The sequence below is a fragment of the Streptomyces sp. NPDC048514 genome, from assembly GCF_043199955.1.
GTDB lineage: Bacteria > Actinomycetota > Actinomycetes > Streptomycetales > Streptomycetaceae > Streptomyces.
Genome location: NZ_JBICWT010000011.1, coordinates 195,735 through 216,293, shown reverse-complemented (window position 1 = coordinate 216,293; position 20,559 = coordinate 195,735). Strand labels below are relative to the sequence as shown.

Below are 20,559 nucleotides of genomic sequence, written 5' to 3'. Positions count from 1 at the left end.
ATGCCCTTCGGTCCAGAGGGTGTGTTTCACGTGAAACACACCCTCGGCGGACTCAGTGCGTGGTACCGGCAGCAGCGTCGGGGGCGATGTGCTGCGTGCCGATCCGCTTGCGGAACACCCAGTAGGTCCAGCCCTGATAGAGCAGGACGATCGGCGTGGCGATCGCCGCGCACCAGGTCATGATCTTCAGGGTGTAGGGGCTCGACGAGGCGTTGGCGACCGTCAGACTCCAGTCCCCGTTGAGCGTCGACGGCATGACGTTCGGGAAGAGCGACAGGAAAAGCATGGCCACCGCGGCCACGATGGTGACGCCCGACAGTGCGAACGACCACCCCTCGCGTCCGAGTTGGTTGGCCACGAGCGCGGCCCCCAGGGCGGCGATCGCCACGACCAGGGCCACCAGGCTCTTGCCGTCACCGCTGTGGGCCTGCGTCCACAGCAGGAAGGCGGCCGCCGCCACGGCCGCGACCAGCCCCACCCACAGCGCCAGCCTCCGCGCCCTGACCCGGATGTCACCGACGGTCTTGAGCGCGGTGAACACCGCTCCGTGGAAGGTGAACAAGGAGAGCGTCACCAGGCCACCGAGCAGGGCGTAGGGGTTGAGCAGCTCCCAGACACCGCCGACGTACTCGAAGTTCCGGTCGATCTTCACGCCCCACGTGATGTTCCCGAAGGCGACACCCCACAGGAACGCCGGGAGCAGCGAGGTCCAGAAGATCGCCGTCTCCCAGTTGCGCTGCCACTTCTCCTCCGGCCGCTTGGCCCGGTACTCGAAGGCGACGCCCCGGACGATCAGGCAGACCAGGATGAGGAGCAGCGGCAGATAGAAGCCGGAGAAGAGCGTGGCGTACCACTCCGGGAAGGCGGCGAAGGTCGCGCCGCCCGCCGTGAGCAGCCACACCTCGTTGCCGTCCCAGACGGGCCCGATGGTGTTGATCAGCACCCGGCGCTCGGGCCGGTTGCGCGCCAGCAGCTTCGTGAGGATGCCGACCCCGAAGTCGAAGCCCTCGAGGAAGAAGTAGCCGGTCCACAGGACGGCGATCAGGACGAACCAGACGTCGTGAAGTTCCATGACTGTTCCCTCGGCCTAGTACGAGAAAGCCATCGGCTTGTCGGCGTCACGGGTGTCGCCGCCGATCTTCGTGGGCGGGTTGAGATCGGCTTCCGTCAGCTTCGGTGGGCCGGCCTTGACGTACTTGGCGAGCAGCTTGACCTCGACCACGGCGAGGACGGCGTACAGAGTGGTGAAGACGATCATCGAGGTGAGGACCTCGCCCTGGGAGACACCGGGGGAGACCGCGTCCCGGGTCCGCAGGACGCCGTAGACGACCCACGGCTGGCGGCCCATCTCAGTGAAGATCCAGCCCCAGGAGTTGGCGATCAGCGGGAAGGCCATGGTCCAGGTCGCGATGCGCCAGAACCAGGGGGTGAGCTTCGGGCCGAGCGCCTTGTTCTTGAACAGCACCAGGTGCGGCACCTCGTCGTCATCGACCCTCAGGTGCTGCGGCAGCATGAACTTCTTGCGGGTCAGCCACAGTCCGGCCAGGCCGATCGCGAAGGAGGCCATGCCGAAGCCGATCATCCAGCGGAAGCCCCAGAAGGCGACGGGGATGTTGGGCCGGTAGTCGCCCGGGCCGAACTTCTGCTGTTCGGCCTTGTTGACGTCATTGATGCCCGGAACGTACGAGGTGAAGTTGTCGTCGGCCAGGAAGGACAGCAGGCCCGGGATCTCGATGGCCACGGAGTTGTGACCCTTCTCCACGTCACCGTAGGCGAAGATCGAGAACGGTGCCGGCTTCTGTCCGTCCCACAGCGCTTCGGCGGCCGCCATCTTCATCGGCTGCTGCTTGAACATGACCTTGCCGAGAGTGTCGCCGCTGATCGCGGTGAGCATTCCGGCGATGACCACGGTGATGAGGCCGAGCCGCAGCGAGGTCTTCATGTCGCTTATGTGCTTCTTGCGGGCCAGGTGGTAGGCCGATATGCCCACCATGAAGGCACCGCCGGTCAGGAAGGCGGCCGACAGGGTGTGGAAGGCCTGGCTCAGCGCGGTGTTCTGGGTCAGCACCGCCCAGAAGTCGGTCAGCTCGGCGCGCCCCTTCACTTTGTCGATCTTGTACCCGACCGGATGCTGCATCCAGGAGTTGGCCGCGAGGATGAAGTACGCCGACAGGATCGTGCCGATCGAGACCATCCAGATGCAGGCCAGGTGGATCTTCATGGGCAGCTTGTCCCAGCCGAAGATCCACAGACCGATGAACGTGGACTCGAAGAAGAAGGCGATCAGCGCCTCGAAGGCGAGCGGGGCACCGAAGATGTCCCCGACGAATCGCGAGTAGTCGGACCAGTTCATGCCGAACTGGAACTCCTGGACGATGCCGGTGACCACACCCATCGCGATGTTGATCAGGAAGAGCTTGCCCCAGAACTTCGTCGCCCTGAGGTACTTCTCCTTCTCCGTGCGCACCCAGGCCGTCTGCAGCCCGGCCGTGAGCGCGGCCAGGGAGATCGTCAGCGGAACGAACAGGAAGTGGTAGACGGTAGTGATGCCGAACTGCCAGCGCGCCAGTGTCTCCGGCGCCAGAGCCAGGTCCACGTCGTCACTCTCCTTACTACGCCGTGGGCGGCGGTTTGCCCCCTTCGTGGTGCACATACGGGAGCAATCGGGACGCGCTTGTGAACGCGTTCACATTCACAAGCCATTATGACGCACTGATTGTCGGCAATCGAAGGGGGGTCCCCCCTTTGCCTGCGCGTCACGCCCTTGGCAGCGACTTCAACATATTGTTGAATTGCTGGCCATGCAGATACGCATTTCCTGGCCTGCGGGCAACGTCACCGCGACACTCGACAGGGACACTCCGACCTCGCAGGCCCTCACCAAGGCGCTGCCACTCACCTCGACCGCGCGCACATGGGGCGAGGAGGTGTATTTCGACACAGGGGTCGCTGTTTCACGTGAAACGGACGCCCGACAGGTCGTGGCGCCCGGCACGGTGGCCTTCTGGACGGACGGCGACGCGCTCGCCCTCCCCTACGGCCCCACGCCGATCTCGCAAGGGTGGGGGCTCCCCCGGACGGAGTTCGGGGGAGAATGCCGCCTCGCGAGCCCGTGCAACATCCTCGGCACTCTGGACGGGGACGCCGGTGTCCTGGCGACCGTACGAGACGGCGACCCCGTCCGGGTGGAACTGATCGACGACTAGGCCCGCCTCCGGGCTAGAGGTCCTTCTGGAACGCCTCCGTCACCTTCAGGAAGATGTCGTTCGCCTCGGTCTCCCCGACCGTCACCCGCACACCCTCACCCGGGAACGGCCGGACCACCACACCGTGCTGCTCACAGGCCTGCGCGAACGGGACCGTCCGCTCCCCCAGGCGCAGCCACACGAAGTTGGCGTGCGTCTCCGGCACCGTCCAGCCCTGGGCGCGCAGCGCGTCGACCACGCGCGTGCGCTCGCACACCAGCGAGCCGACGCGACCCAGCAGCTCGTCCTCGGCCTGCAGAGAGGCGACCGCCGCCTCCTGCGCGATCTGACTCACTCCGAACGGCACCGCCGTCTTGCGCAGCGCTGCCGCCACCGGCTCATGGGCGATCGCGAAGCCGACACGCAGTCCCGCGAGCCCGTACGCCTTGGAGAAGGTCCGCAGCACACAGACGTTGGGCCGATCGCGGTACAGCTCGACACCGTCGGGCACCTGCGGGTCCCGGATGAACTCCCGGTAGGCCTCGTCAAGCACCACCAGCACATCGCTGGGCACCCGGTCCAGGAACCGCTCCAGCTCGGCCCGCCGCACCACCGTGCCGGTCGGGTTGTTGGGGTTGCAGACGAAGATCAGACGCGTCCGGTCGGTGATCGCCTCCGCCATGGCGTCGAGGTCGTGCACGTCTCCCGGCGTGAGCGGGACCTGCACCGACCGGGCGCCACTGATCTGCGTGATGATCGGGTACGCCTCGAAGGAGCGCCAGGCGTAGATCACCTCGTCGCCGGGGCCGCTGGTGGCCTGGATCAGCTGCTGGGCGACACCCACCGATCCGGTGCCCGTGGCCAGGTGCGAGAGCGGGACGCCGAAGCGATCCGACAGCTCGTTCATCAGCCCGCTGCAGGCCATGTCCGGGTAGCGGTTGAGATCGCAGGCCGCTGCGGTCACCCGCTCCATCACACCGGGCAGCGGCGGATACGGATTCTCGTTGGAGGACAGCTTGTAGGCGACCGGGCCGCCGGCCGCGGCAGGCTTGCCCGGCTTGTAGGTGGGGATACCCTCCAGCTCGGCGCGCAGCTTGGGGCTCGTCTCGCTCACCGCAGTCCTCCTCGCGACCACCGGCGGACCGTCGACGCCGCCGGCTTCCAATACTCCTCACCTTATGAGGATTCGGCGCTGCTGCGTACAGGTGCGCGAGAGCGAGAGACGAAGCTCATCGATTCGAGCGGCATCAAGGGCATCACCGTACGAAGGCGTACGTTTCGGGGGGCGCGCTGTACATATATCTATGCGCCGGTAGCTCGCGCCGTGGCGCGCATCCCTCGTGAAGGTGAGTTGAGACCTCTTCGAGACATCGGGCACTTGGCAGGTCCATACGCGTCGACGAGTCACGTATTGGCATGAGAGCGCTTAACTACCTTGCTTTCTAAGGCAGTTGGGGCTGTACAGCCATGCAGAAACGTGCCTGTCAACGCGTGCATATGCGTCCGCACTACCCCACCGCATGAGCCCTACTATCGGCTCGCCATGACAGCAGCAGGGAAGCACCAGGTGAGCCGCGCGGAAACCTCACGGCGAGGCAGCCGTCCGGGCCGGGCGGGCATCAGAGACGTGGCCGCGGCCGCAGGGGTCTCCATCACGACCGTCTCCGACGCCCTCAACGGCAAGGGCAGGCTCCCGGATGCCACCCGGCGCCACGTCCGCGAGGTCGCCGACCGGCTGGGGTATCGCCCCTCGGCCGCCGCCCGCACCCTCCGTACCGGCAAGTCGGGACTGATCGGCCTGACCGTGACGACGTACGGGGATGAACCTTTCACCTTCACGGAGTTCGCGTACTTCGCCGAGATGGCCCGGGCCGCCACCTCGGCCGCGCTCGCCCGCGGCTACGCCCTCGTCATCCTGCCCGCCACCTCCCGCCACGACGTGTGGTCCAACGTCGCCCTGGACGGCACGGTCGTCATCGACCCCTCCGACCAGGACCCGGTCGTCAGCGAGCTCGTCCGGCAGGGGCTGCCGGTCGTCTCCGACGGCCGCCCGGCCGGCTCGCTCCCGGTCACCGCCTGGGTCGACAACGACCACGAGGCCGCCGTACTCGGCATCCTCGACCACCTCGCCGCCGCCGGCGCCCGCCGTATCGGACTGCTCACCGGCACGACGACGGACACCTACACCCACCTGTCGACCACCGCATACCTCCGCTGGTGCGAGCGCGTCGGCCAGACCCCCGTCTACGAGGCCTATCCGGCGCACGACCCGTGCGCGGGCGCAGTCGCCGCCGACCGGCTGCTCGCCCGCCCCGACCGGCCCGACGCCGTCTACGGCCTGTTCGACCCGAACGGCACCGACCTGCTCGCCGCCGCCCGCCGCTACGGACTGCGGGTCCCCGACGACCTGCTGCTGGTGTGCTGCAGCGAGTCCACGGTCTACGCCAGCACCGAGCCGCCCATCACCACGCTCTCGCTGAAGCCGCGCCGCATCGGCACGGCCGTCGTCCAGCTGCTCATCGACGCCATCGAGGGCGTCGACTCCGACCAGCCGGTCGAGCAGGTGATACCGACCGAACTGATCGTGCGCACCTCCTCACAGCGGCGCCCCCCGCGCACGACCGTCAGCCCCCCGCGGACACCGGACGACAAGTAGCGACGGTGGCGGTGGCAGTGTTCGACAGGGGGTCGTGCTCCGTGGGGGCGGCGGCCCCCGGTGCACGCACCTCGGCCGCTCGCCGGGACCGGCAAGCGGTCCACGGTCGGCCGACGGCGGCCGAACACCTGCCCAAACGGGGCGAAAGCCGCGGTGAACTGGAGTCTTGTTCCGATTCAGCACCCCTGGGTCATCACACGGCGCGACGCGCATTCCTATGATGGGCCCACGACACCGCGGACCGCTGCGACCAGGCAGTCCGAAGCGGTGCAGATGCGGCGCGATGGTGGAGGGGTCTGATGACTCAGGGGGCCGGTCAGGGACCCGAGGTGGAGCGGACGGCGACGCTGCGCGACTTCCGGGTACCCGCGTACGTCCATGAGACCGGTCCGTACGTCGGTGAGGTCCACCCGGGCGACACCGCCCCGCCGGCCGACGAGGCGTACCCCGAGGGCTACACACCCACCCAGCGCGACCTGCCGGTCATCAACCGCGGAGACACGCTCCAGGTGGCCGTCGAACCCGCCCCCGCCGCTGCGGCACCGGACCCGGCGGCCGGGCCCGGACCGCTGTACGTCGTCGGCGACGTGCACGGTTACCTCGACGAACTGATGACCGCCCTGCTGGAGCAGGGACTGATCGACGCCGCGGGCCAGTGGTGCGCCGGGGCCGCCCGGCTGTGGTTCCTCGGCGACTTCACCGACCGCGGCCCGGACGGCATCGGCGTCATCGACCTGGTGATGCGGCTGTCCGCCGAGGCGGCCGCGGCGGGCGGCTACTGCAAGGCGCTCATGGGCAACCACGAGTTGCTGCTCCTGGGCGCCAAGCGGTTCGGCGACACCCCCGTCAACTCCGGCGCGGGCACGGCCACCTTCCAGGCCGCCTGGCTCCTCAACGGCGGCCAGAAGACCGACATGGACCGCCTCCGGGACCACCACCTGCAGTGGATGGCCCGCCTGGACGCCGTCGAAGAGGTCGACGGCTATCTGCTCGTCCACTCCGACACCACGGCCTACCTCGACTACGGCGACTCGATCGAAGCGGTCAACGACACCGTCCGCGAGACTCTCACCCGTAACGACGCGGAAGAGTGCTGGGACCTGTTCCGCAAGTTCACCAAGCGCTTCTCCTTCCGCGACGAGGGCGGCGCCGACGCCGTACGCTCCCTCCTCGATACGTACGGGGGCACCCGGGTCGTTCACGGCCACAGCCCCATTCCCTATCTCTTGGGCGAGGTCGGCTCCGAGGACGGCGAGGAGGACGACGGCCCGGTCGTCGAGGGACCGCACGTCTACGCCGACGGACTCGCCATCGCCATGGACGGCGGAGTGACCATGGCCGGAAAGCTGCTGGTCCAGCAACTGCCCCTGGGTGGCTGACCGTTCCGGGGGCATTTGTGTCCCCGGCGGCTTATGCGCAGACCGGAACGCAATTTCCGGCAACCCCCTGTCACCGTGTACCGCCACGGCTCTACCATCGGCTTATCCGTCGCAGGCTCCCCTCCGTTTCTGCCCGACGGCTCGCCGGCGTGCGAGCCCCAAGCCCTACGGAGCATCGGGGGATGCACATGAACAGCGTTCCGCAGCATCTGCAGAGCGAGGACCGCCAGGAATTCGAGCGGGTCCTCGATGCGGCGCTGCGCTCCGCACCACACCGACCGGAACTGGCCGCTGTCGGTCAGCGACTCAACCTCGAACAACTGCGCACCATGGCACTCAGCGCCACCGCTCTGATCACCGCGGCGGCCGCAGCCGAGTACCAGCACTACGTGGAGGTCCGCGAGGAGCTGCGCCACCCGGTGCCGTCCGCCAGCTCCGGCAGCGGCGAAGACACCACCGCCACGGACACCGCCACGGACCCGACGGGCCTCGCCGCCACCCTCGACGAAGCCGCCGAGGCCACCGGCGCGGGCGCCGTCGCGGTCATCGCCGTGCTTGCTCCCGTCCTGTCCGGAACCGCGGCGGTGATCTTCCTGCTCGTCGGCTACATCTGGAAGATGCTGAACCCCGGGCAGACCTTCGCCCGGACCATGCTCACCGTCGGCTGGGTGTTCGGCGCCCTGACCGCTGCCGCGATCCTCGTCGCGGCGGTGGGACTGCTGCTGACCGCCCTGCGCAACGGCGGCTCGGTGGAGGCCCGGGCACGGGACGCGGCGCACGAGAGGCTGGACCGGGCCAGAGAGGCCTGGCGCGACGCCCTTCTGGAGCGAGGCATCATCCCCTTCCTCCGGGATGCCCTGGCCGAGCCCGGGCCACCGGCGCTGCACCGCACGACCCCGACGGATCCGACCGGCCGCATGCCGCGCCTGGGCTACGGCCGCCCCGGCTTCAGCAGCCCCGACGACGGCGCCGCCTCCGGCCGCCCGAGCTTCACCAGCCCCGACTACACGAGCCCGGACTTCGGCGGCCCGGAGCACCGGCCCGAGTAACCCGGGCCGGTGTCTCGCACGGCGTGACACGGACCGCATGACACGGACCGAGCGGTCCGGGCGGCCAACCGGTGTGGCGTCCCCATCCCGGTCAGCCGCACCCCCGGCACCCTCCCGGTCGGCACCGCTCTCACCGGTCTCTCCGGGCTCCCGGTCTCACCGCACCGGACGTGTCAGTCCGCGAGAGGCAGATACACGCGGTTGCCCGCCGCCGCGAACTCCTGTGACTTCTGCGCCATACCCGCCTCGATCTCGTTCTGCGTGGTGCCGTGCTCACGCCGGATGTCCTGCGAGATCTTCATGCTGCAGAACTTGGGCCCGCACATGGAGCAGAAGTGGGCCGTCTTGGCCGGCTCGGCCGGGAGGGTCTCGTCGTGGAACTCCCGTGCCGTGTCCGGGTCCAGGGCGAGGTTGAACTGGTCCTCCCACCGGAACTCGAAACGGGCGTCGGACAGCGCGTCGTCCCACTCCTGGGCACCCGGGTGGCCCTTGGCGAGGTCGGCCGCGTGCGCGGCGATCTTGTAGGTGATGACGCCTGTCTTGACGTCGTCCCGGTTGGGCAGACCCAGATGCTCCTTGGGCGTGACGTAGCAGAGCATCGCCGTACCCCACCAGGCGATCATCGCCGCGCCGATACCGGAGGTGATGTGGTCGTACGCCGGCGCGACGTCCGTCGTCAGCGGGCCGAGCGTATAGAACGGAGCTTCATCGCAGATCTCCTGCTGAAGGTCGATGTTCTCCTTGATCTTGTGCATCGGGACATGTCCCGGGCCCTCGATCATGGTCTGTACTTTGAAACGCCTGGCGATCCGGTTGAGTTCCCCGAGCGTGCGCAACTCCGCGAACTGCGCCTCGTCGTTGGCGTCCGCGATCGAGCCCGGCCTGAGGCCGTCCCCCAGCGAGTACGTGACGTCGTAGGCGGCGAGGATCTCGCACAGCTCGGCGAAGTTCTCATACAGGAACGATTCCTTGTGGTGCGCCAGGCACCATGCGGCCATGATCGAGCCGCCGCGCGAGACGATGCCGGTCTTGCGGTTGGCCGTCAGCGGTACATAGGCCAGGCGCACGCCGGCATGGACGGTCATGTAGTCCACGCCCTGCTCGGCCTGTTCGATGACGGTGTCCTTGTAGATCTCCCAGGTCAGTTCCTCGGCCCGGCCGTCGACCTTCTCCAGGGCCTGGTAGAGCGGCACGGTGCCGATGGGCACGGGGGAGTTGCGCAGCACCCACTCACGGGTGGTGTGGATGTTGCGGCCGGTGGAGAGATCCATGACCGTGTCGGCACCCCAGCGGGTCGCCCAGGTCATCTTCTCCACCTCCTCCTCGATGGAGGAGGTCACGGCCGAGTTGCCGATGTTGGCGTTCACCTTCACCAGGAACCGCTTGCCGATGATCATCGGCTCGATCTCCGGGTGGTTGACGTTGGCCGGCAGCACGGCTCGGCCCGCCGCGATCTCCTCGCGGACCACTTCCGGGGACACGTTCTCCCGGATGGCCACGTACTCCATCTCGGGCGTGATGTCGCCCCGGAGCGCGTAGGCGAGTTGCGTCACCGCCTCGCCGCCGCGGCCCCGGCGTGGCTGGCGCGGGCGCCCCGGGAAGACCGCGTCGAGGTTGCGCAGCCCGCCACGCGGCGCGGTGTGCTTGATCCCGTCGTCCTCGGGACGGACGGGGCGGCCCGCATAGTCCTCGGTGTCGCCGCGGGCGATGATCCAGTTCTCCCGTACCGGCGGCAGACCCCGGCGGACGTCGGTGTCGACGAGTGGATCGGTGTACGGGCCCGAGGTGTCGTACAGCGTGACCGACTGCCCGTTGGTGAGGTGCACCTGACGGACCGGCACGCGTAGGTCGGGGCGCGAACCCCCGACGTACGCCTTGTGCCAGCCGATGGACTTCCCGGCCTCCTGGAGCGTGTCGTCCTGAACGGAGGCAGGCGTGCTTACGTCCTTGTTGGTCATGAGACCTACTCCCTACGCCGGCATTACCCGGTAACAGGTTCGGCGGTCGACGCAGCGGCTTCCGTCTGCCGACGTTTTCCGCGGAACATGGCTCGTTCCACGTGAAACATCGCGTATACGGAGGTCAGCGCCCTCTCAGCCCGGTGCTCCGAGCTCCCGCGTGTGCAAAGGTGCCTCCACGCTAGCGTCATTTGCGGTGCGGTGAACAGTGGGCCCCCGTCGTTCTTGCGATGATCGGGCGGTGACCAGGACGGAGCAGTACCCGCACCAGCCGCCCGAGCCGCGCCGCCCAGACGCCTCGGGGCCGGTCGGCGGCCCGGGCGACGAACACGGCGGGCACAGCCACAGCCACAGCCACAACCACGGTCCCGCTGCGCCCGTCTCCAAGCACCTGCGCAAGGTCATCGCGGCGATCCTGATCCCGTTCACCGCCGCGGTCCTGGTCGGTCTCGTGGTGCTCTGGCCCGGGGGAGCCCCGTCGCACAAGCGCACCGGCGTCGGCTTCGACCGGCAGACCCAGCAGGCCACGGTCACCAGGGTCGTGGACGTGAGCTGCAAGCCGGTGAACGCGTCCGGCGGGACTCCGGCCGGCGACACCTCCACCGCCCAGGACGGTCCGGCCGCGCAGAAAGCGGGGGGCACCTGCAAGAAGGCGACCATCCAGGTGAGCACCGGCAAGGACAAGGGGCGCACGTTCACCGAGATCGTGCAGCCGGACCAGACCCGGCAGTTGCGCCAGGGCGAGAAGGTCGTCGTCGCCTACGAACCCTCGGCGCCCAGGGACCTGCAGTACTCGGTGACCGATGTGAACCGGAAGTTCCCCATGGCACTGCTCGCGGGGATCTTCGCGCTCGCTGTCGTCGTGGTCGGCAGGCTCCGTGGTCTCATGGCGCTCGTGGCGCTGGCCGTGAGCTTCCTCGTGCTCACGCTGTTCATCCTGCCCGCGATCCTGCAGGGATCGAATCCACTGCTGGTGGCCGTTGTCGGGGCGAGCGCGATCATGCTCATCGCGCTCTACATGTGCCACGGGCTTTCGGCTCGCACCTCGGTCGCGGTACTCGGCACCCTGGTCTCGCTCCTGCTGATCGGTCTCCTCGGCTCGGAGTTCATCGACTGGGCCGCCCTGACGGGGAACACGGACGACAACACCGGCCTCATCCACGGCCTGTATCCGTCGATCGACATGAGCGGTCTGCTGCTGGCAGGCGTCATCATCGGATCCCTCGGCGTGCTGGACGACGTGACGGTGACGCAGACGTCCGCCGTCTGGGAGCTGCACGAGGCCAACCCGTCGATGGGCTGGCGCGGGCTGTACCGGGCGGCCATCCGCATCGGTCGCGACCACATCGCGTCCGTCGTCAACACGCTCGTCCTCGCCTACGCGGGTGCCGCGCTGCCGTTGCTGCTGCTGTTCTCGATCGCGCAGAGCAGCGTGGGGACCGTGGCCAACAGCGAGCTGGTGGCCGAGGAGATCGTGCGCACGCTGGTGGGGTCCATCGGCCTGGTCGCCTCGGTCCCGGTCACCACCGCGCTCGCCGCGCTGGTGGTCTCGGCCGACCGGTCCGGACCGGGCACCGCGGCAGCGCCAGGCTCGCAGCCCGTTCCGGCGGCACGTTCCGGCCGGGGGCGCCGCCGCAAGCGGTGAGCCGGCCGACCGCCCCACGGCGACGCCGACCGCCATCGCGACGCAGGACCTGGGAAGGCATCCCCGCGCAGAAGCGTTCCTGCACAGTCCCGTGCGGTATGGCTGAGGCACCGCGCCCGTGCCGTAACGCTTCAGCCGGCGCTTTGTTCCTCGGCCAGGATGCGGTCCAGAGCCTCGTCGAGATGGGCGTCGAAATCGGCCAGCGCGCCCTCCTGACCGAGAGGTACGAGCTTGTCGGTCCGGTCGAGGAAGGCCACGAGCGGCGGAGCCGACGACCGGAACAGGGCCTGATCGCTGCCGACCTGAAGCCGGATCAGCACCTCGCCCAGCACCTCCGCGTCGGCGGGCGCGATGCGCACATCTCCCTCTCCGCACGGCCGGCCGACCCCATCGACCAGTAGCTCACGCCCGAAGGCCCAGGTCACCGGGGCATCGCCGGGCAGGTGGAAGGTGAGTCGTACCGCGTAGGGATCCCTGGTCTCGTAGCGCAACTCCACCGGAATGCGGAAGGAGAGCTCCTCCGACACGAGAAAGCTCATCATGACTTCTGCCTGTACGGACTCGCGCATCGCCTACCCCGTCATATGACATCGACTGGCCGGGATCAATCCCTCTGACCGTGGGTCAAATCTTGCTCAACGTGTATGCCAGATCACAAGGAGTAAGTTTTCAGATACTGATAGAGAGCGTCAGGGCGCCCAGGTGGCGCCCGATCTCCGCCTGCAGCCGACGTGCCGTGGGCAGCAGCCGGTCGGCCCGGCCGGCCGGCAGGGAGATGGCCACGGTGGCCGCGGTGGTGCCGACCGTGATCGGGAGTGCCGCGCAGACGGTGCCCAGCGCGTACTCCTGCCGCTCCACCACCGCCTCCGTCCGTCGCATCCGCGCCAGCCGCCGCAGCAGGGCATCGGTGTCACGCACGCTGTACGGCGTGAGGGCCTGCACGGGATAGCGGGCCAGATGATCGCGGCGGCCGTCCTCGTCCAGCTGCGAGAGCAGGCACTGCCCGATCGCATGCGCATGGCCGGTCTCGCGGAAGTCGGCCCACTCCTCGACCGCGGGGACCTCGGCGGATTCCGAGACGCACATGACCTCGATCTCGCCCTCGCGGTACATCGCGCAGTACACCGGCACACCGAGGGAATCGCGCCAGTTCGCAAGTGCCTCCGCCACCGTGCTGCGACGTTTCTGCTGCGCTCCGGCACTGCTCAGCCGCTCCACCGCGGCGCCGAGGAAGAACAATCCCTTCTCCCGACGCAGATAGCCCTCGTGCACCAGGGTGCGCAGCAGGTGGTACGTCGTGGGCAGGGCGAGGCCGGTCTCACGGGCGAGTTGCTTGGCGGGGGCGCCGTAGGGGTGGCCGGCCACGGTCTCCAGCAGCCGCATCGCCCGCTGCACGGACCCGATGAGGGTCGCGGCGGCCGGTGGTCCGGAAGGGCTCGTGGGAGCCGACGGGGCGGAGCGGCTCGTGGGGGCGGGGGGTCCGGAAGGGCTCGTGGGGGCCGGCGGGGCGGAGCGGCTCGTGGCAGCCGGTGGCGTGGAACGGCTCGTGAGGGCCGCTCGGTCCGCTCGGCCCGGCGGCAGGGGGGCTGCCGGACGGTCCACGGCGTGGGGTTGCCCGGGGACGATCGAGGTCGGCGGACGCTGGAGGGGGGCTGGGCGGGGACGCGTTGCGGCGGGGGGTGCGTGGGGTTCTGCGGGTGCGGTCTCAACCGTGGCCAAGGGTCACTTCCGAAGCGCGAGGGGGCGGACCGTGCGGAGCAGGAGCACGGATGGAGGTCTGCTCCACCACGGGGCCGGATCCCGTGGGGAGTTCCGGACTTTAACCGCCGGCCACCGCATGCAGACGGTCTCGCCGGGAAACTTCCCTCGCCCGAGGGAACCGGTTCCCCTCACCGGTCACCGGTCCCCGTCTCTCACCAGTCTCTGTGCGACGAGGAGTTCGTCATGAACTTGCGGACGATGTAGATCAGACCGCCCACCAGGGCGACGAAGACCAGTGCCTTGAACAGCAGGCCGATCACGAATCCGACCACGGTCATCAGCAGGCCGCCGAAGACGAAGAGGGCGATGATCGGCACCGCGACCCACTTCACCCACCACGGCAGCCCCGCGAAGATCTCTCGCATTCGCCCTCGTTCCTTTGCGTCTCGTGCGTCGTCGATGTTCTGCACTCGATGCTAGGGCTGCCTGGGGCTGCTGTGGGCCGCGGTGCCCCTTGTCCTCCCCTGACCCGTCCCCTAGGGAACCCGGGGCCCGGACCTCACGCCTCGGGCGGAGAGAAGACGACGAGCACCCTCAGGTCCTCGCTGATGCGATGGAACTTGTGCGCGACCCCGGCGGGCACGTACACGATGCTGCCCCGCGCCACCTCGGTCGTCTCCAGACCGACCGTGATCGACGCCCGGCCGCTGACCACGAAGTAGACCTCGTCCTGGTTGTGCGGCTTCTGGGGGTCGTGCTCGCCCGCGTCGAGGGCGTACAGCCCGACCGACATGTTTCGCTCCCGCAGGAACTGCAGGTACGCGCCCGCATTGGCGGCGCGCTCCACCTCCAGTTCGTCCAGCCGGAATGCCTTCATCGCCGCTGCCGCCCTCGCCTCACTGCCCACTTCCGATCCGGTCTGCCACGATCAGACACATGATGAATTTCCTAGTCAAGACCATCGCCAACGCCGGCGCCCTCGCGGTCGCCGTCTGGCTGCTCGACAAGATCACCCTGACCGGTGACAACACCGCCAAGAAGGTCGGCACGCTGATCGTCGTGGCGCTGATCTTCGGCCTGGTGAACTGGCTGGTCAAGCCGATCGTGAAGGTGCTCACCTTCCCGTTGTTCATCCTGACCCTGGGCCTGATCACCCTGGTCGTGAACGCACTGATGCTGCTGTTGACGTCGTGGGTGTGCGGCAAGCTCGACCTGAGCTTCCACGTGGAGGGCTTCTGGACGGCCGTCCTGGGCGGCCTGATCATCTCGGTGGTCTCCTGGGCACTGCACGTCGTCCTGCCCGACGAGGACTGAGCGCGCCGTGACCTATCGCGTCTGCTTCGTGTGCACCGGCAACATCTGCCGCTCGCCGATGGCCGAATCCGTGTTCCGCGCGCGCGTGACGGAGGCCGGGCTCGGTGACCTGGTCGAGACCGACAGCGCCGGTACCGGAGGCTGGCACGAGGGCGAGGCCGCCGACCCACGCACCGTCTCGGTCCTCGAGGAGCACGGCTACGACGCCGAGCACGTGGCGCGGCAGTTCCAGCCGTCCTGGTTCGCCCGGCTCGATCTCGTGATCGCCCTCGACACCGGCCACCTCAAGACCCTGCGCCGCCTCGCCCCGACCGAGGAGGACGCCCGCAAGATCTACTTGCTGCGCTCCTACGATCCCGGCACCGGGGACGACCTCGAGGTACCGGACCCGTACTACGGGGGCCGGGACGGCTTCGAGGAGTGCCTTGAGATGGTGGAAGCGGCGAGCGTCGGTCTGCTCGCCGCCGTACGGGAACAACTGGAGGGACGGGCCGCATGAGCGACGCCACCAAGGACGAGGGGCGCCCCGGCGACGGCACGCGCGCGGTACGGGCCGGACTGCCCGAGCCGGTCAAGCACGAGCCGACCCTGCCGGGCCCGGTGTTCGCGGCCCACTTCCATCTGCCCGGCGAGGTCACGGGCCCGTACGCGTACGGCCGTGACGACAACCCGACCTGGACACTGCTGGAGCGCGCCATCGGCGAACTGGAGGCACCCGGACGGGAGGACGTCGAGACGCTGGTGTTCGCCTCCGGCATGGCGGCGATCTCCGCGGTGCTCTTCTCCCAGTTGCGCGCCGGGGACGCGGTCGTGCTGCCCTCCGACGGCTACCAGGTGCTGCCGCTGGTCCGCGCCCAGCTGGAGGCGTACGGCATTGAGGTGCGCACCGCGCCCACCGGCGGCGACGCCCAGCTGGAGGCCCTCGACGGTGCCCGGCTGCTGTGGATCGAGTCCCCCTCGAACCCCGGTCTCGATGTGTGCGACATCCGGCGACTGGTGGCGGCGGCACACGCGGGCGGGACTCTGGTGGCCGTCGACAACACCCTCGCCACCCCGCTCGGACAGCGCCCGCTGGAGCTGGGCGCCGACTTCTCCGTGGCCAGCGGCACCAAGCAGCTCACCGGTCACGGAGACGTGCTGCTGGGCTACGTCGCCGGCCGCGACGCCGAGGCGATGGCCGCCGTACGCCGCTGGCGCAAGATCGCCGGCGCGATCGCGGGGCCCATGGAGGCCTGGCTCGCGCACCGGTCCATCGCCACGCTCCAGCTGCGCGTCGACCGGCAGAACGCCACCGCCCTGCGGGTCGCCGAGGCGCTGCGGCAGCGGCCGGAGGTGTCCGGCCTGCGCTACCCCGGGCTGCCCGACGACCCCTCGCACAAGACCGCCTCGCAGCAGATGAGCCGCTACGGCTGTGTCGTCTCGTTCACGCTGCCCACACGCGAGCGTGCCGAGCGCTTCCTGGAGGCGCTGCGCCTGGTGGAGGACGCGACGAGCTTCGGCGGGGTCCGTTCCACGGCCGAACGCCGTCGCCGCTGGGGCGGGGACGCGGTGCCGGAAGGCTTCATTCGGATGTCCGTCGGTGCCGAGGACCCCGGGGATCTGATCGCCGACCTGATGCGTGCCCTGGACGAGACCGCCGACTGAGCCACACGTCCGGGTGAGCCGGGACGGGACCGCAGGCCGAGGTCTCAGGACGGTCCGAGCCTCCCCCCTCGTGGCTCGGACCGTCCGCGGTTCCGCAGGTGAAGAACCGTGTGGTCAAGGCTAGTTGACTCTGTGTCAGTGTCCAATCACGCTAGCGACAGGGGCCTATCGACTTATTTATAGTTGGTGCCTGCCCGGGGGCCGGAGGAAGGCAGGAACCACGAGAGGGCATGCCTATGGATCTGGCCTTGCTGCGGACCTTCGTCACCGTGCACCGGGCCGGCTCCTTCACGCGAGCCGCCGCGCTGCTCGGGCTCTCCCAGCCAGCCGTCACATCGCAGATCCGCACGCTGGAGCGCCAGCTGGGCAGACCTCTCTTCCTTCGGCAGGCCCGCGGAGTGACGCCGACGAGCATCGGCGACGAGCTGGCGCACAAGGCCGCGCCTCATCTGGACGCCCTGGTGGAGATAGCCGAGAGCGGCCTGGACGACGAGTCGTCACTGGGCACACTGCATCTCGCCGGTCCGCCGGAGTTCACCGCCGAACGCGCCTTGCCCGCACTCACCCGGCTGATCGGCGATGACGGCCAGGGCTTCGCGCTGCGAGCCTCCTTCGGCACCGCCGAGGAGGCACTGGAGGGACTGGGCGCCGGCCACCATGATCTGGCCATCGGAACGGCCCGGCCCCGTGGAGCCCTGTTCATCGCCACTCCACTCTGCGACGAGGAACATGTACTGGTCGCCGGACCGCGCTGGGCGGAGCGGATCGGCGCGGACGCGCTTCGGCTGAAGGGAGCGGCCGCCCTGGAGAACCTGCCCGTCGTGGAGGTCCACGAGTCACTGCCCTTCGTCTCGCGCTACTGGTCCTCCGTCTTCGACTCCCGTCCGGCCGCCTCCGGCACAGTCATCGTGCCCGATCTGCGGGCCGTGCTCGCCTGCGTGATCGCCGGTGCAGGGGTGGCGGTGCTGCCCCGCTATCTGTGCGCCGCGGACCTGGACCGCGGCGCGATCGTCAGCTTGCACGAGCCGGCGGTGCCGCCGCTGCGGACGTACTTCCTGGTGGCCCGCACCGGCACCCTGGCCCTGCCGCACATCGCCCGGGCCCACCAGTGGCTGCTGCGGTCGGCCGCGGCCTGGTGCTGACGACTTTCCTCGGCGGCACACAGGCTGCGCTCGCACGGTGGCGCCTTGTGATGTTTCACGTGGAACCAGCCGGGCCACATTTCTCTCATGACCGTCCGACCCGTGGTCAAGCGCACCGCCCGCGCCGTTCTGCTGGACGGTGACGACCTGATCCTGATCAAGCGCACCAAGCCCGGCGTCGATCCCTACTGGGTCACACCCGGTGGCGGGGTCGAGCCCGAGGATTCGACCGTCGTGGACGCCCTGCACCGCGAGGTGTACGAGGAACTCGGCGCCAAGATCACCGACGTGGTGCCGTGCTTCGTCGACACCGTCGAACACATCGGCCACGATGGCAGCGCCACCGGGGTGAAGGTGCAGCACTTCTTCGTCTGCCGGCTGGAGTCCATGGACCCCTCCCTGCGTCACGGCCCCGAGGTGGACGAGCCGGCCGGTGAGTACGAGATCGTCCGCATCCCGTTCACCCGCGTCGGCATCGCCTCCGTCCACATGGTCCCGCTGTCGCTGCGCCATTACCTGGACGGCAACATCGAGGGGGTGCGCGCCATGCACGCTCCCGACCTCGGATAGCACGGTCAGTCTCCGGGAAGAGCAGTTCCTCCACCGCGTCGTGCCGGAGGGGCGCCGATCAGGCATGCGGCAACGACCGGACAGTGCTCGACGGCGAGAAGGGGACCCGGTAAGGCCGTGGATCACCGGGTGCGGCCGACCAGTTCATAGGCGTCCCACAGATCCCGCCCCGTGTAGGAATGGGTCGCGAGTCCGGCCAGATGGGCGTCCGCGTTCACCGCCACGGAGGTCGGTACGACAGCGAAGAGTTCCTTGTCCGACGACGAGTCTCCGTACGCCACACAGTCCGCTCGCGTCACACCGAACTCGGCGCAGAGCCGGTCCGCGATGGTCACCTTGGCCGCGGCGCTGAGCGCTCCGGAGGGGTCGAGGGGCTCGGCGAACGGCACGGCCGGGAAGCGGGAGCCGTGTGCCGCGTGTGCGCCCCAGTCCAGCAGGCGTTCCACGAAGAAGGAAGGCGAGAGAGACACCACGGCGCAGTATTCGCCGGCGCTTCTGATCTCCGCCCAGACCTCGCGGACACGGGCCAGCCAGGGAGCCGCCGTGAAGGCGGCGTCCACATGCGCCTCGGTCAGACCCGACCACAGTTCGTACACCTGCGCTGCGTACTCCGGCGGCCCGATCCGTCCCTGCGCGATCGCCAGGTCCAGTGCCACCGCCTCCATTTCCAGCCCCAATTGACGGGATATCTCCACCGGTGCGGTGGTGCGGTGCAGCAACGTGCCATCAAGGTCGAAGAGATGAAGTCTCGCCATGACCGACGAGACTAATCGGCTACCGATGTTTCACGTGAAACACTCGCAGCTGTCCGTGGACTGTACACAGAGCGGCGACATGGCCAAAAGCTTGCACATCCGCCTCGAAACGGGTGGACGCGGGGGGCACCCGTCGGACAGCCTGACCTGCGTGCCGACTCCTTCCCTCGCCGCTCTGCCCATTCGCCGACTGACGCTGCGCGATCTCCATGCGTGTGCCGACCTGTCCGAAGACCGGGGGTGGCCTCGCGAAGATCACAAGTGGGGTCTGCTCCTCACGGCCGGAAAGGGCTTCGGTATCGACGACCCCGACGGTGGTCTCGTCGCCGCGTGCGTCGTCACCGAGTACGGCACATGGGAGCGGCTGGAACTCGGCGCCATCGGCATGGTTCTCGTGGCCGGCCGCCATGCCCGTCAGGGCGTCGGGCGCCGTCTGATGCGGCACGTCGTCTCGCTCATGGGGACCACACCGCTGACGCTGCACGCCACCCCGTACGGCCGTCCGCTGTACGAAGAACTGGGCTTCAAGGTGACCGGCCGGGCGGAGATGCTGACCGGCACCTTCACTCCGGAGGGGCCGACGTCCGGGGTGGAGACGCGAGCCGCGACCGCGGAGGACCTGCCCGCCGTCCTGCGGCTCGACGAGGAGGTCTTCGGCGCCGACCGTACGCCCCTGATCACCCGGCTGCCCGCCTTCGCCGATCAGCTGCGGGTGGCCGAGGAGGACGGCCGGATCATCGGCTACGCGGCCGCGTGGCCCAACATGGACACCCATGTCGTCGGCCCGCTGATCGCCCGGGACACGGAGACCGCCAAGGCTCTCATCAGCTCGCTGGCAGCCGGTACGGACCGCCCGCTGCGGACCGACATCGACGTACGTCATGAGGAGTTGCTGGCGTGGGCGAAGGCCCGGGGCCTGGCTTCCGTGGCGTTCAACGCCGTGATGGCCTATGGCATCACGGAACTTCCGGGCGACTGGACGCGCCGGTTCGCTCCGCTGACGGTGGCCGCGGGCTGATCCTCCGTACGAGGTACGACGCACGCCGGCCCCACCACTTCGCAAGGTGAGGCCGGCGTCGTCCGTCCGGGGCCGGGTGATCAGGCGAGCGCCCGCACGGCCGTGGTGGCGAAGCCGTGGTCCTGCTCCGGTGCGCCGCCCCCGACACCGATCGCGCCGATCAGCCGCCCGTCCCGGTGGACGGGGACACCGCCCGCGATGAACAGCAGGGGGCGGTCGAGGGCCGTGGGCAGCGTGTGGAAGAGGCCGCCGGGCTGCACGGCGTCCACCAGGTCGGCGGTGGGCGCGTTCAGCTGGAGCGCCGTGTAGGCCTTGCGGGTGCTGGTCTCACCGGAGATCAGCACGGCCCGGTCGTCCCGGCGGAAGGCCAGGAGGTGGCCTCCGGCGTCCAGGACGGTGACGCTGACGGTGACTCCGGCGTCCTCGGCCGCGCGGCGGGCGGTGGTGACCAGCAGCTCGGCATCCGCGATGGTGAGCGGGGCGACGACGGTGGTGCTCATGGAACGTGCTCCTTGGTGTTGCTGAGGTGAGTGCTTGCCGCGC

At 69.1% G+C, this 20,559-nt stretch carries 21 protein-coding genes and 1 riboswitch; of the genes, 11 read left to right on the top strand and 10 right to left on the bottom strand.

Translation table 11 applies throughout. The features are described from left to right. Positions 1-52: 52 nt before the first annotated feature. Entirely contained in the window at positions 53-1,072 is a 1,020-nt protein-coding gene (gene cydB, locus ACGFT2_RS25075; RefSeq protein ID WP_393281955.1) for a cytochrome d ubiquinol oxidase subunit II, read from the bottom strand. A 15-nt stretch (positions 1,073-1,087) separates the two neighbouring features. After that, the gene (locus tag ACGFT2_RS25070; protein ID WP_393281954.1) at positions 1,088-2,596 is read right to left on the bottom strand and encodes a cytochrome ubiquinol oxidase subunit I; all 1,509 of its coding nucleotides are present in this window, start codon (positions 2,594-2,596) and stop codon (positions 1,088-1,090) included. Positions 2,597-2,801: 205 nt separating this feature from the next. Between ACGFT2_RS25070 and ACGFT2_RS25065 the strand changes: the two genes are divergently transcribed. Beyond that, complete coding sequence (locus tag ACGFT2_RS25065) at positions 2,802-3,206, top strand: cyclophilin-like fold protein (RefSeq protein ID WP_393281952.1); 405 nt, start codon at positions 2,802-2,804, stop codon at positions 3,204-3,206. Between the two features lie 13 nt (positions 3,207-3,219). Here the strand turns inward: ACGFT2_RS25065 and hisC are convergent, their stop codons facing one another. After that, positions 3,220-4,299, bottom strand: a complete 1,080-nt coding sequence (gene hisC, locus ACGFT2_RS25060) for a histidinol-phosphate transaminase (RefSeq protein WP_393281951.1) — start codon at positions 4,297-4,299, stop codon at positions 3,220-3,222. A 429-nt stretch (positions 4,300-4,728) separates the two neighbouring features. Here hisC and ACGFT2_RS25055 point away from each other — a divergent pair, with 429 nt between their 5' ends. The 3 genes from ACGFT2_RS25055 to ACGFT2_RS25045 all read left to right on the top strand — a co-directional run bounded on the left by ACGFT2_RS25055 (position 4,729) and on the right by ACGFT2_RS25045 (position 8,269). Then, positions 4,729-5,841: a LacI family DNA-binding transcriptional regulator gene (locus ACGFT2_RS25055; RefSeq protein ID WP_393281949.1), complete on the top strand. Its 1,113-nt coding sequence runs from the start codon at positions 4,729-4,731 to the stop codon at positions 5,839-5,841. A gap of 299 nt (positions 5,842-6,140) precedes the next feature. Further along, positions 6,141-7,220 carry a metallophosphoesterase gene (locus ACGFT2_RS25050; protein WP_393281947.1) on the top strand — a complete coding sequence of 360 codons (1,080 nt, stop codon included), beginning with the start codon at positions 6,141-6,143 and terminating at the stop codon, positions 7,218-7,220. A gap of 182 nt (positions 7,221-7,402) precedes the next feature. Then, positions 7,403-8,269 (top strand): hypothetical protein, encoded by an 867-nt coding sequence (locus ACGFT2_RS25045; RefSeq protein WP_393281946.1) that lies wholly within the window; start codon positions 7,403-7,405, stop codon positions 8,267-8,269. A 173-nt stretch (positions 8,270-8,442) separates the two neighbouring features. Here ACGFT2_RS25045 and thiC read toward each other — a convergent pair whose 3' ends face one another. Then, on the bottom strand, positions 8,443-10,227 hold the full coding sequence (thiC, locus tag ACGFT2_RS25040) for a phosphomethylpyrimidine synthase ThiC (RefSeq protein ID WP_393281944.1): 1,785 nt from the start codon (positions 10,225-10,227) through the stop codon (positions 8,443-8,445). Then, a riboswitch (TPP riboswitch) is annotated at positions 10,220-10,397 on the bottom strand. (Overlaps the previous gene by 8 nt.) A 71-nt stretch (positions 10,398-10,468) precedes the next feature. Here thiC and ACGFT2_RS25035 point away from each other — a divergent pair. Continuing rightward, a complete protein-coding gene (locus tag ACGFT2_RS25035) occupies positions 10,469-11,872 on the top strand; it encodes a YibE/F family protein (RefSeq protein ID WP_393281943.1) in 1,404 nt (467 codons plus the stop codon). 131 nt (positions 11,873-12,003) lie between these two features. Here the strand turns inward: ACGFT2_RS25035 and ACGFT2_RS25030 are convergent, their stop codons facing one another. The 4 genes from ACGFT2_RS25030 to ACGFT2_RS25015 form a co-directional block, all read right to left on the bottom strand. Then, a complete protein-coding gene (locus ACGFT2_RS25030) occupies positions 12,004-12,441 on the bottom strand; it encodes an SsgA family sporulation/cell division regulator (RefSeq protein WP_393281941.1) in 438 nt (145 codons plus the stop codon). Between the two features lie 100 nt (positions 12,442-12,541). Then, complete coding sequence (locus ACGFT2_RS25025; protein WP_393282207.1) at positions 12,542-13,255, bottom strand: IclR family transcriptional regulator; 714 nt, start codon at positions 13,253-13,255, stop codon at positions 12,542-12,544. Positions 13,256-13,785: 530 nt separating this feature from the next. After that, positions 13,786-13,998, bottom strand: coding sequence for a DUF5326 family protein (locus tag ACGFT2_RS25020; RefSeq protein ID WP_393281939.1), 213 nt, complete (start codon positions 13,996-13,998; stop codon positions 13,786-13,788). A gap of 134 nt (positions 13,999-14,132) precedes the next feature. Further along, positions 14,133-14,450: a cupin domain-containing protein gene (locus ACGFT2_RS25015; RefSeq protein ID WP_393281937.1), complete on the bottom strand. Its 318-nt coding sequence runs from the start codon at positions 14,448-14,450 to the stop codon at positions 14,133-14,135. Between the two features lie 59 nt (positions 14,451-14,509). On the opposite strand from ACGFT2_RS25015, the gene ACGFT2_RS25010 reads away from it, so the two are divergent. The 5 genes from ACGFT2_RS25010 to ACGFT2_RS24990 all read left to right on the top strand — a co-directional run bounded on the left by ACGFT2_RS25010 (position 14,510) and on the right by ACGFT2_RS24990 (position 18,243). Then, complete coding sequence (locus tag ACGFT2_RS25010; RefSeq protein ID WP_393281935.1) at positions 14,510-14,887, top strand: phage holin family protein; 378 nt, start codon at positions 14,510-14,512, stop codon at positions 14,885-14,887. Positions 14,888-14,894: 7 nt separating this feature from the next. Next, positions 14,895-15,386, top strand: coding sequence for a low molecular weight protein-tyrosine-phosphatase (locus ACGFT2_RS25005; protein ID WP_393281933.1), 492 nt, complete (start codon positions 14,895-14,897; stop codon positions 15,384-15,386). Next, entirely contained in the window at positions 15,383-16,531 is a 1,149-nt protein-coding gene (locus tag ACGFT2_RS25000) for a cystathionine gamma-lyase (protein WP_393281931.1), read from the top strand. The genes ACGFT2_RS25005 and ACGFT2_RS25000 overlap by 4 nt, the downstream gene beginning before the upstream one ends. A gap of 236 nt (positions 16,532-16,767) precedes the next feature. After that, positions 16,768-17,673 carry a LysR family transcriptional regulator gene (locus tag ACGFT2_RS24995; protein WP_393282206.1) on the top strand — a complete coding sequence of 302 codons (906 nt, stop codon included), beginning with the start codon at positions 16,768-16,770 and terminating at the stop codon, positions 17,671-17,673. Positions 17,674-17,760: 87 nt separating this feature from the next. Next, on the top strand, positions 17,761-18,243 hold the full coding sequence (locus tag ACGFT2_RS24990; RefSeq protein WP_393281929.1) for an NUDIX domain-containing protein: 483 nt from the start codon (positions 17,761-17,763) through the stop codon (positions 18,241-18,243). Between the two features lie 122 nt (positions 18,244-18,365). On the opposite strand, the gene ACGFT2_RS24985 is transcribed toward ACGFT2_RS24990, so the two are convergent. Continuing rightward, positions 18,366-18,998: an HAD family hydrolase gene (locus ACGFT2_RS24985; RefSeq protein ID WP_393281928.1), complete on the bottom strand. Its 633-nt coding sequence runs from the start codon at positions 18,996-18,998 to the stop codon at positions 18,366-18,368. Between the two features lie 151 nt (positions 18,999-19,149). Between ACGFT2_RS24985 and ACGFT2_RS24980 the strand changes: the two genes are divergently transcribed. Beyond that, positions 19,150-20,016 (top strand): GNAT family N-acetyltransferase, encoded by an 867-nt coding sequence (locus ACGFT2_RS24980; RefSeq protein WP_393281926.1) that lies wholly within the window; start codon positions 19,150-19,152, stop codon positions 20,014-20,016. Between the two features lie 80 nt (positions 20,017-20,096). Here the strand turns inward: ACGFT2_RS24980 and ACGFT2_RS24975 are convergent, their stop codons facing one another. After that, entirely contained in the window at positions 20,097-20,516 is a 420-nt protein-coding gene (locus tag ACGFT2_RS24975; protein WP_393281924.1) for a heme-binding protein, read from the bottom strand. Positions 20,517-20,559 lie beyond the last annotated feature (43 nt).

Excerpts from the sequence above, each read along its gene's own strand:
- cydB (WP_393281955.1), bottom strand. The coding sequence starts at position 1,072 with ATGGAACTTCACGACGTCTGGTTCGTCCTGATCGCCGTCCTGTGGACC.
- ACGFT2_RS25065 (WP_393281952.1), top strand. The coding sequence starts at position 2,802 with ATGCAGATACGCATTTCCTGGCCTGCGGGCAACGTCACCGCGACACTC.
- ACGFT2_RS25055 (WP_393281949.1), top strand. The coding sequence starts at position 4,729 with ATGACAGCAGCAGGGAAGCACCAGGTGAGCCGCGCGGAAACCTCACGG.
- ACGFT2_RS25050 (WP_393281947.1), top strand. The coding sequence starts at position 6,141 with ATGACTCAGGGGGCCGGTCAGGGACCCGAGGTGGAGCGGACGGCGACG.
- ACGFT2_RS25045 (WP_393281946.1), top strand. The coding sequence starts at position 7,403 with ATGCACATGAACAGCGTTCCGCAGCATCTGCAGAGCGAGGACCGCCAG.
- thiC (WP_393281944.1), bottom strand. The coding sequence starts at position 10,227 with ATGACCAACAAGGACGTAAGCACGCCTGCCTCCGTTCAGGACGACACG.
- ACGFT2_RS25030 (WP_393281941.1), bottom strand. The coding sequence starts at position 12,441 with ATGCGCGAGTCCGTACAGGCAGAAGTCATGATGAGCTTTCTCGTGTCG.
- ACGFT2_RS25025 (WP_393282207.1), bottom strand. The coding sequence starts at position 13,255 with ATGCGGCTGCTGGAGACCGTGGCCGGCCACCCCTACGGCGCCCCCGCC.
- ACGFT2_RS25020 (WP_393281939.1), bottom strand. The coding sequence starts at position 13,998 with ATGCGAGAGATCTTCGCGGGGCTGCCGTGGTGGGTGAAGTGGGTCGCG.
- ACGFT2_RS25015 (WP_393281937.1), bottom strand. The coding sequence starts at position 14,450 with ATGAAGGCATTCCGGCTGGACGAACTGGAGGTGGAGCGCGCCGCCAAT.
- ACGFT2_RS25010 (WP_393281935.1), top strand. The coding sequence starts at position 14,510 with ATGATGAATTTCCTAGTCAAGACCATCGCCAACGCCGGCGCCCTCGCG.
- ACGFT2_RS25000 (WP_393281931.1), top strand. The coding sequence starts at position 15,383 with ATGAGCGACGCCACCAAGGACGAGGGGCGCCCCGGCGACGGCACGCGC.
- ACGFT2_RS24995 (WP_393282206.1), top strand. The coding sequence starts at position 16,768 with ATGGATCTGGCCTTGCTGCGGACCTTCGTCACCGTGCACCGGGCCGGC.
- ACGFT2_RS24990 (WP_393281929.1), top strand. The coding sequence starts at position 17,761 with ATGACCGTCCGACCCGTGGTCAAGCGCACCGCCCGCGCCGTTCTGCTG.
- ACGFT2_RS24985 (WP_393281928.1), bottom strand. The coding sequence starts at position 18,998 with ATGGCGAGACTTCATCTCTTCGACCTTGATGGCACGTTGCTGCACCGC.
- ACGFT2_RS24975 (WP_393281924.1), bottom strand. The coding sequence starts at position 20,516 with ATGAGCACCACCGTCGTCGCCCCGCTCACCATCGCGGATGCCGAGCTG.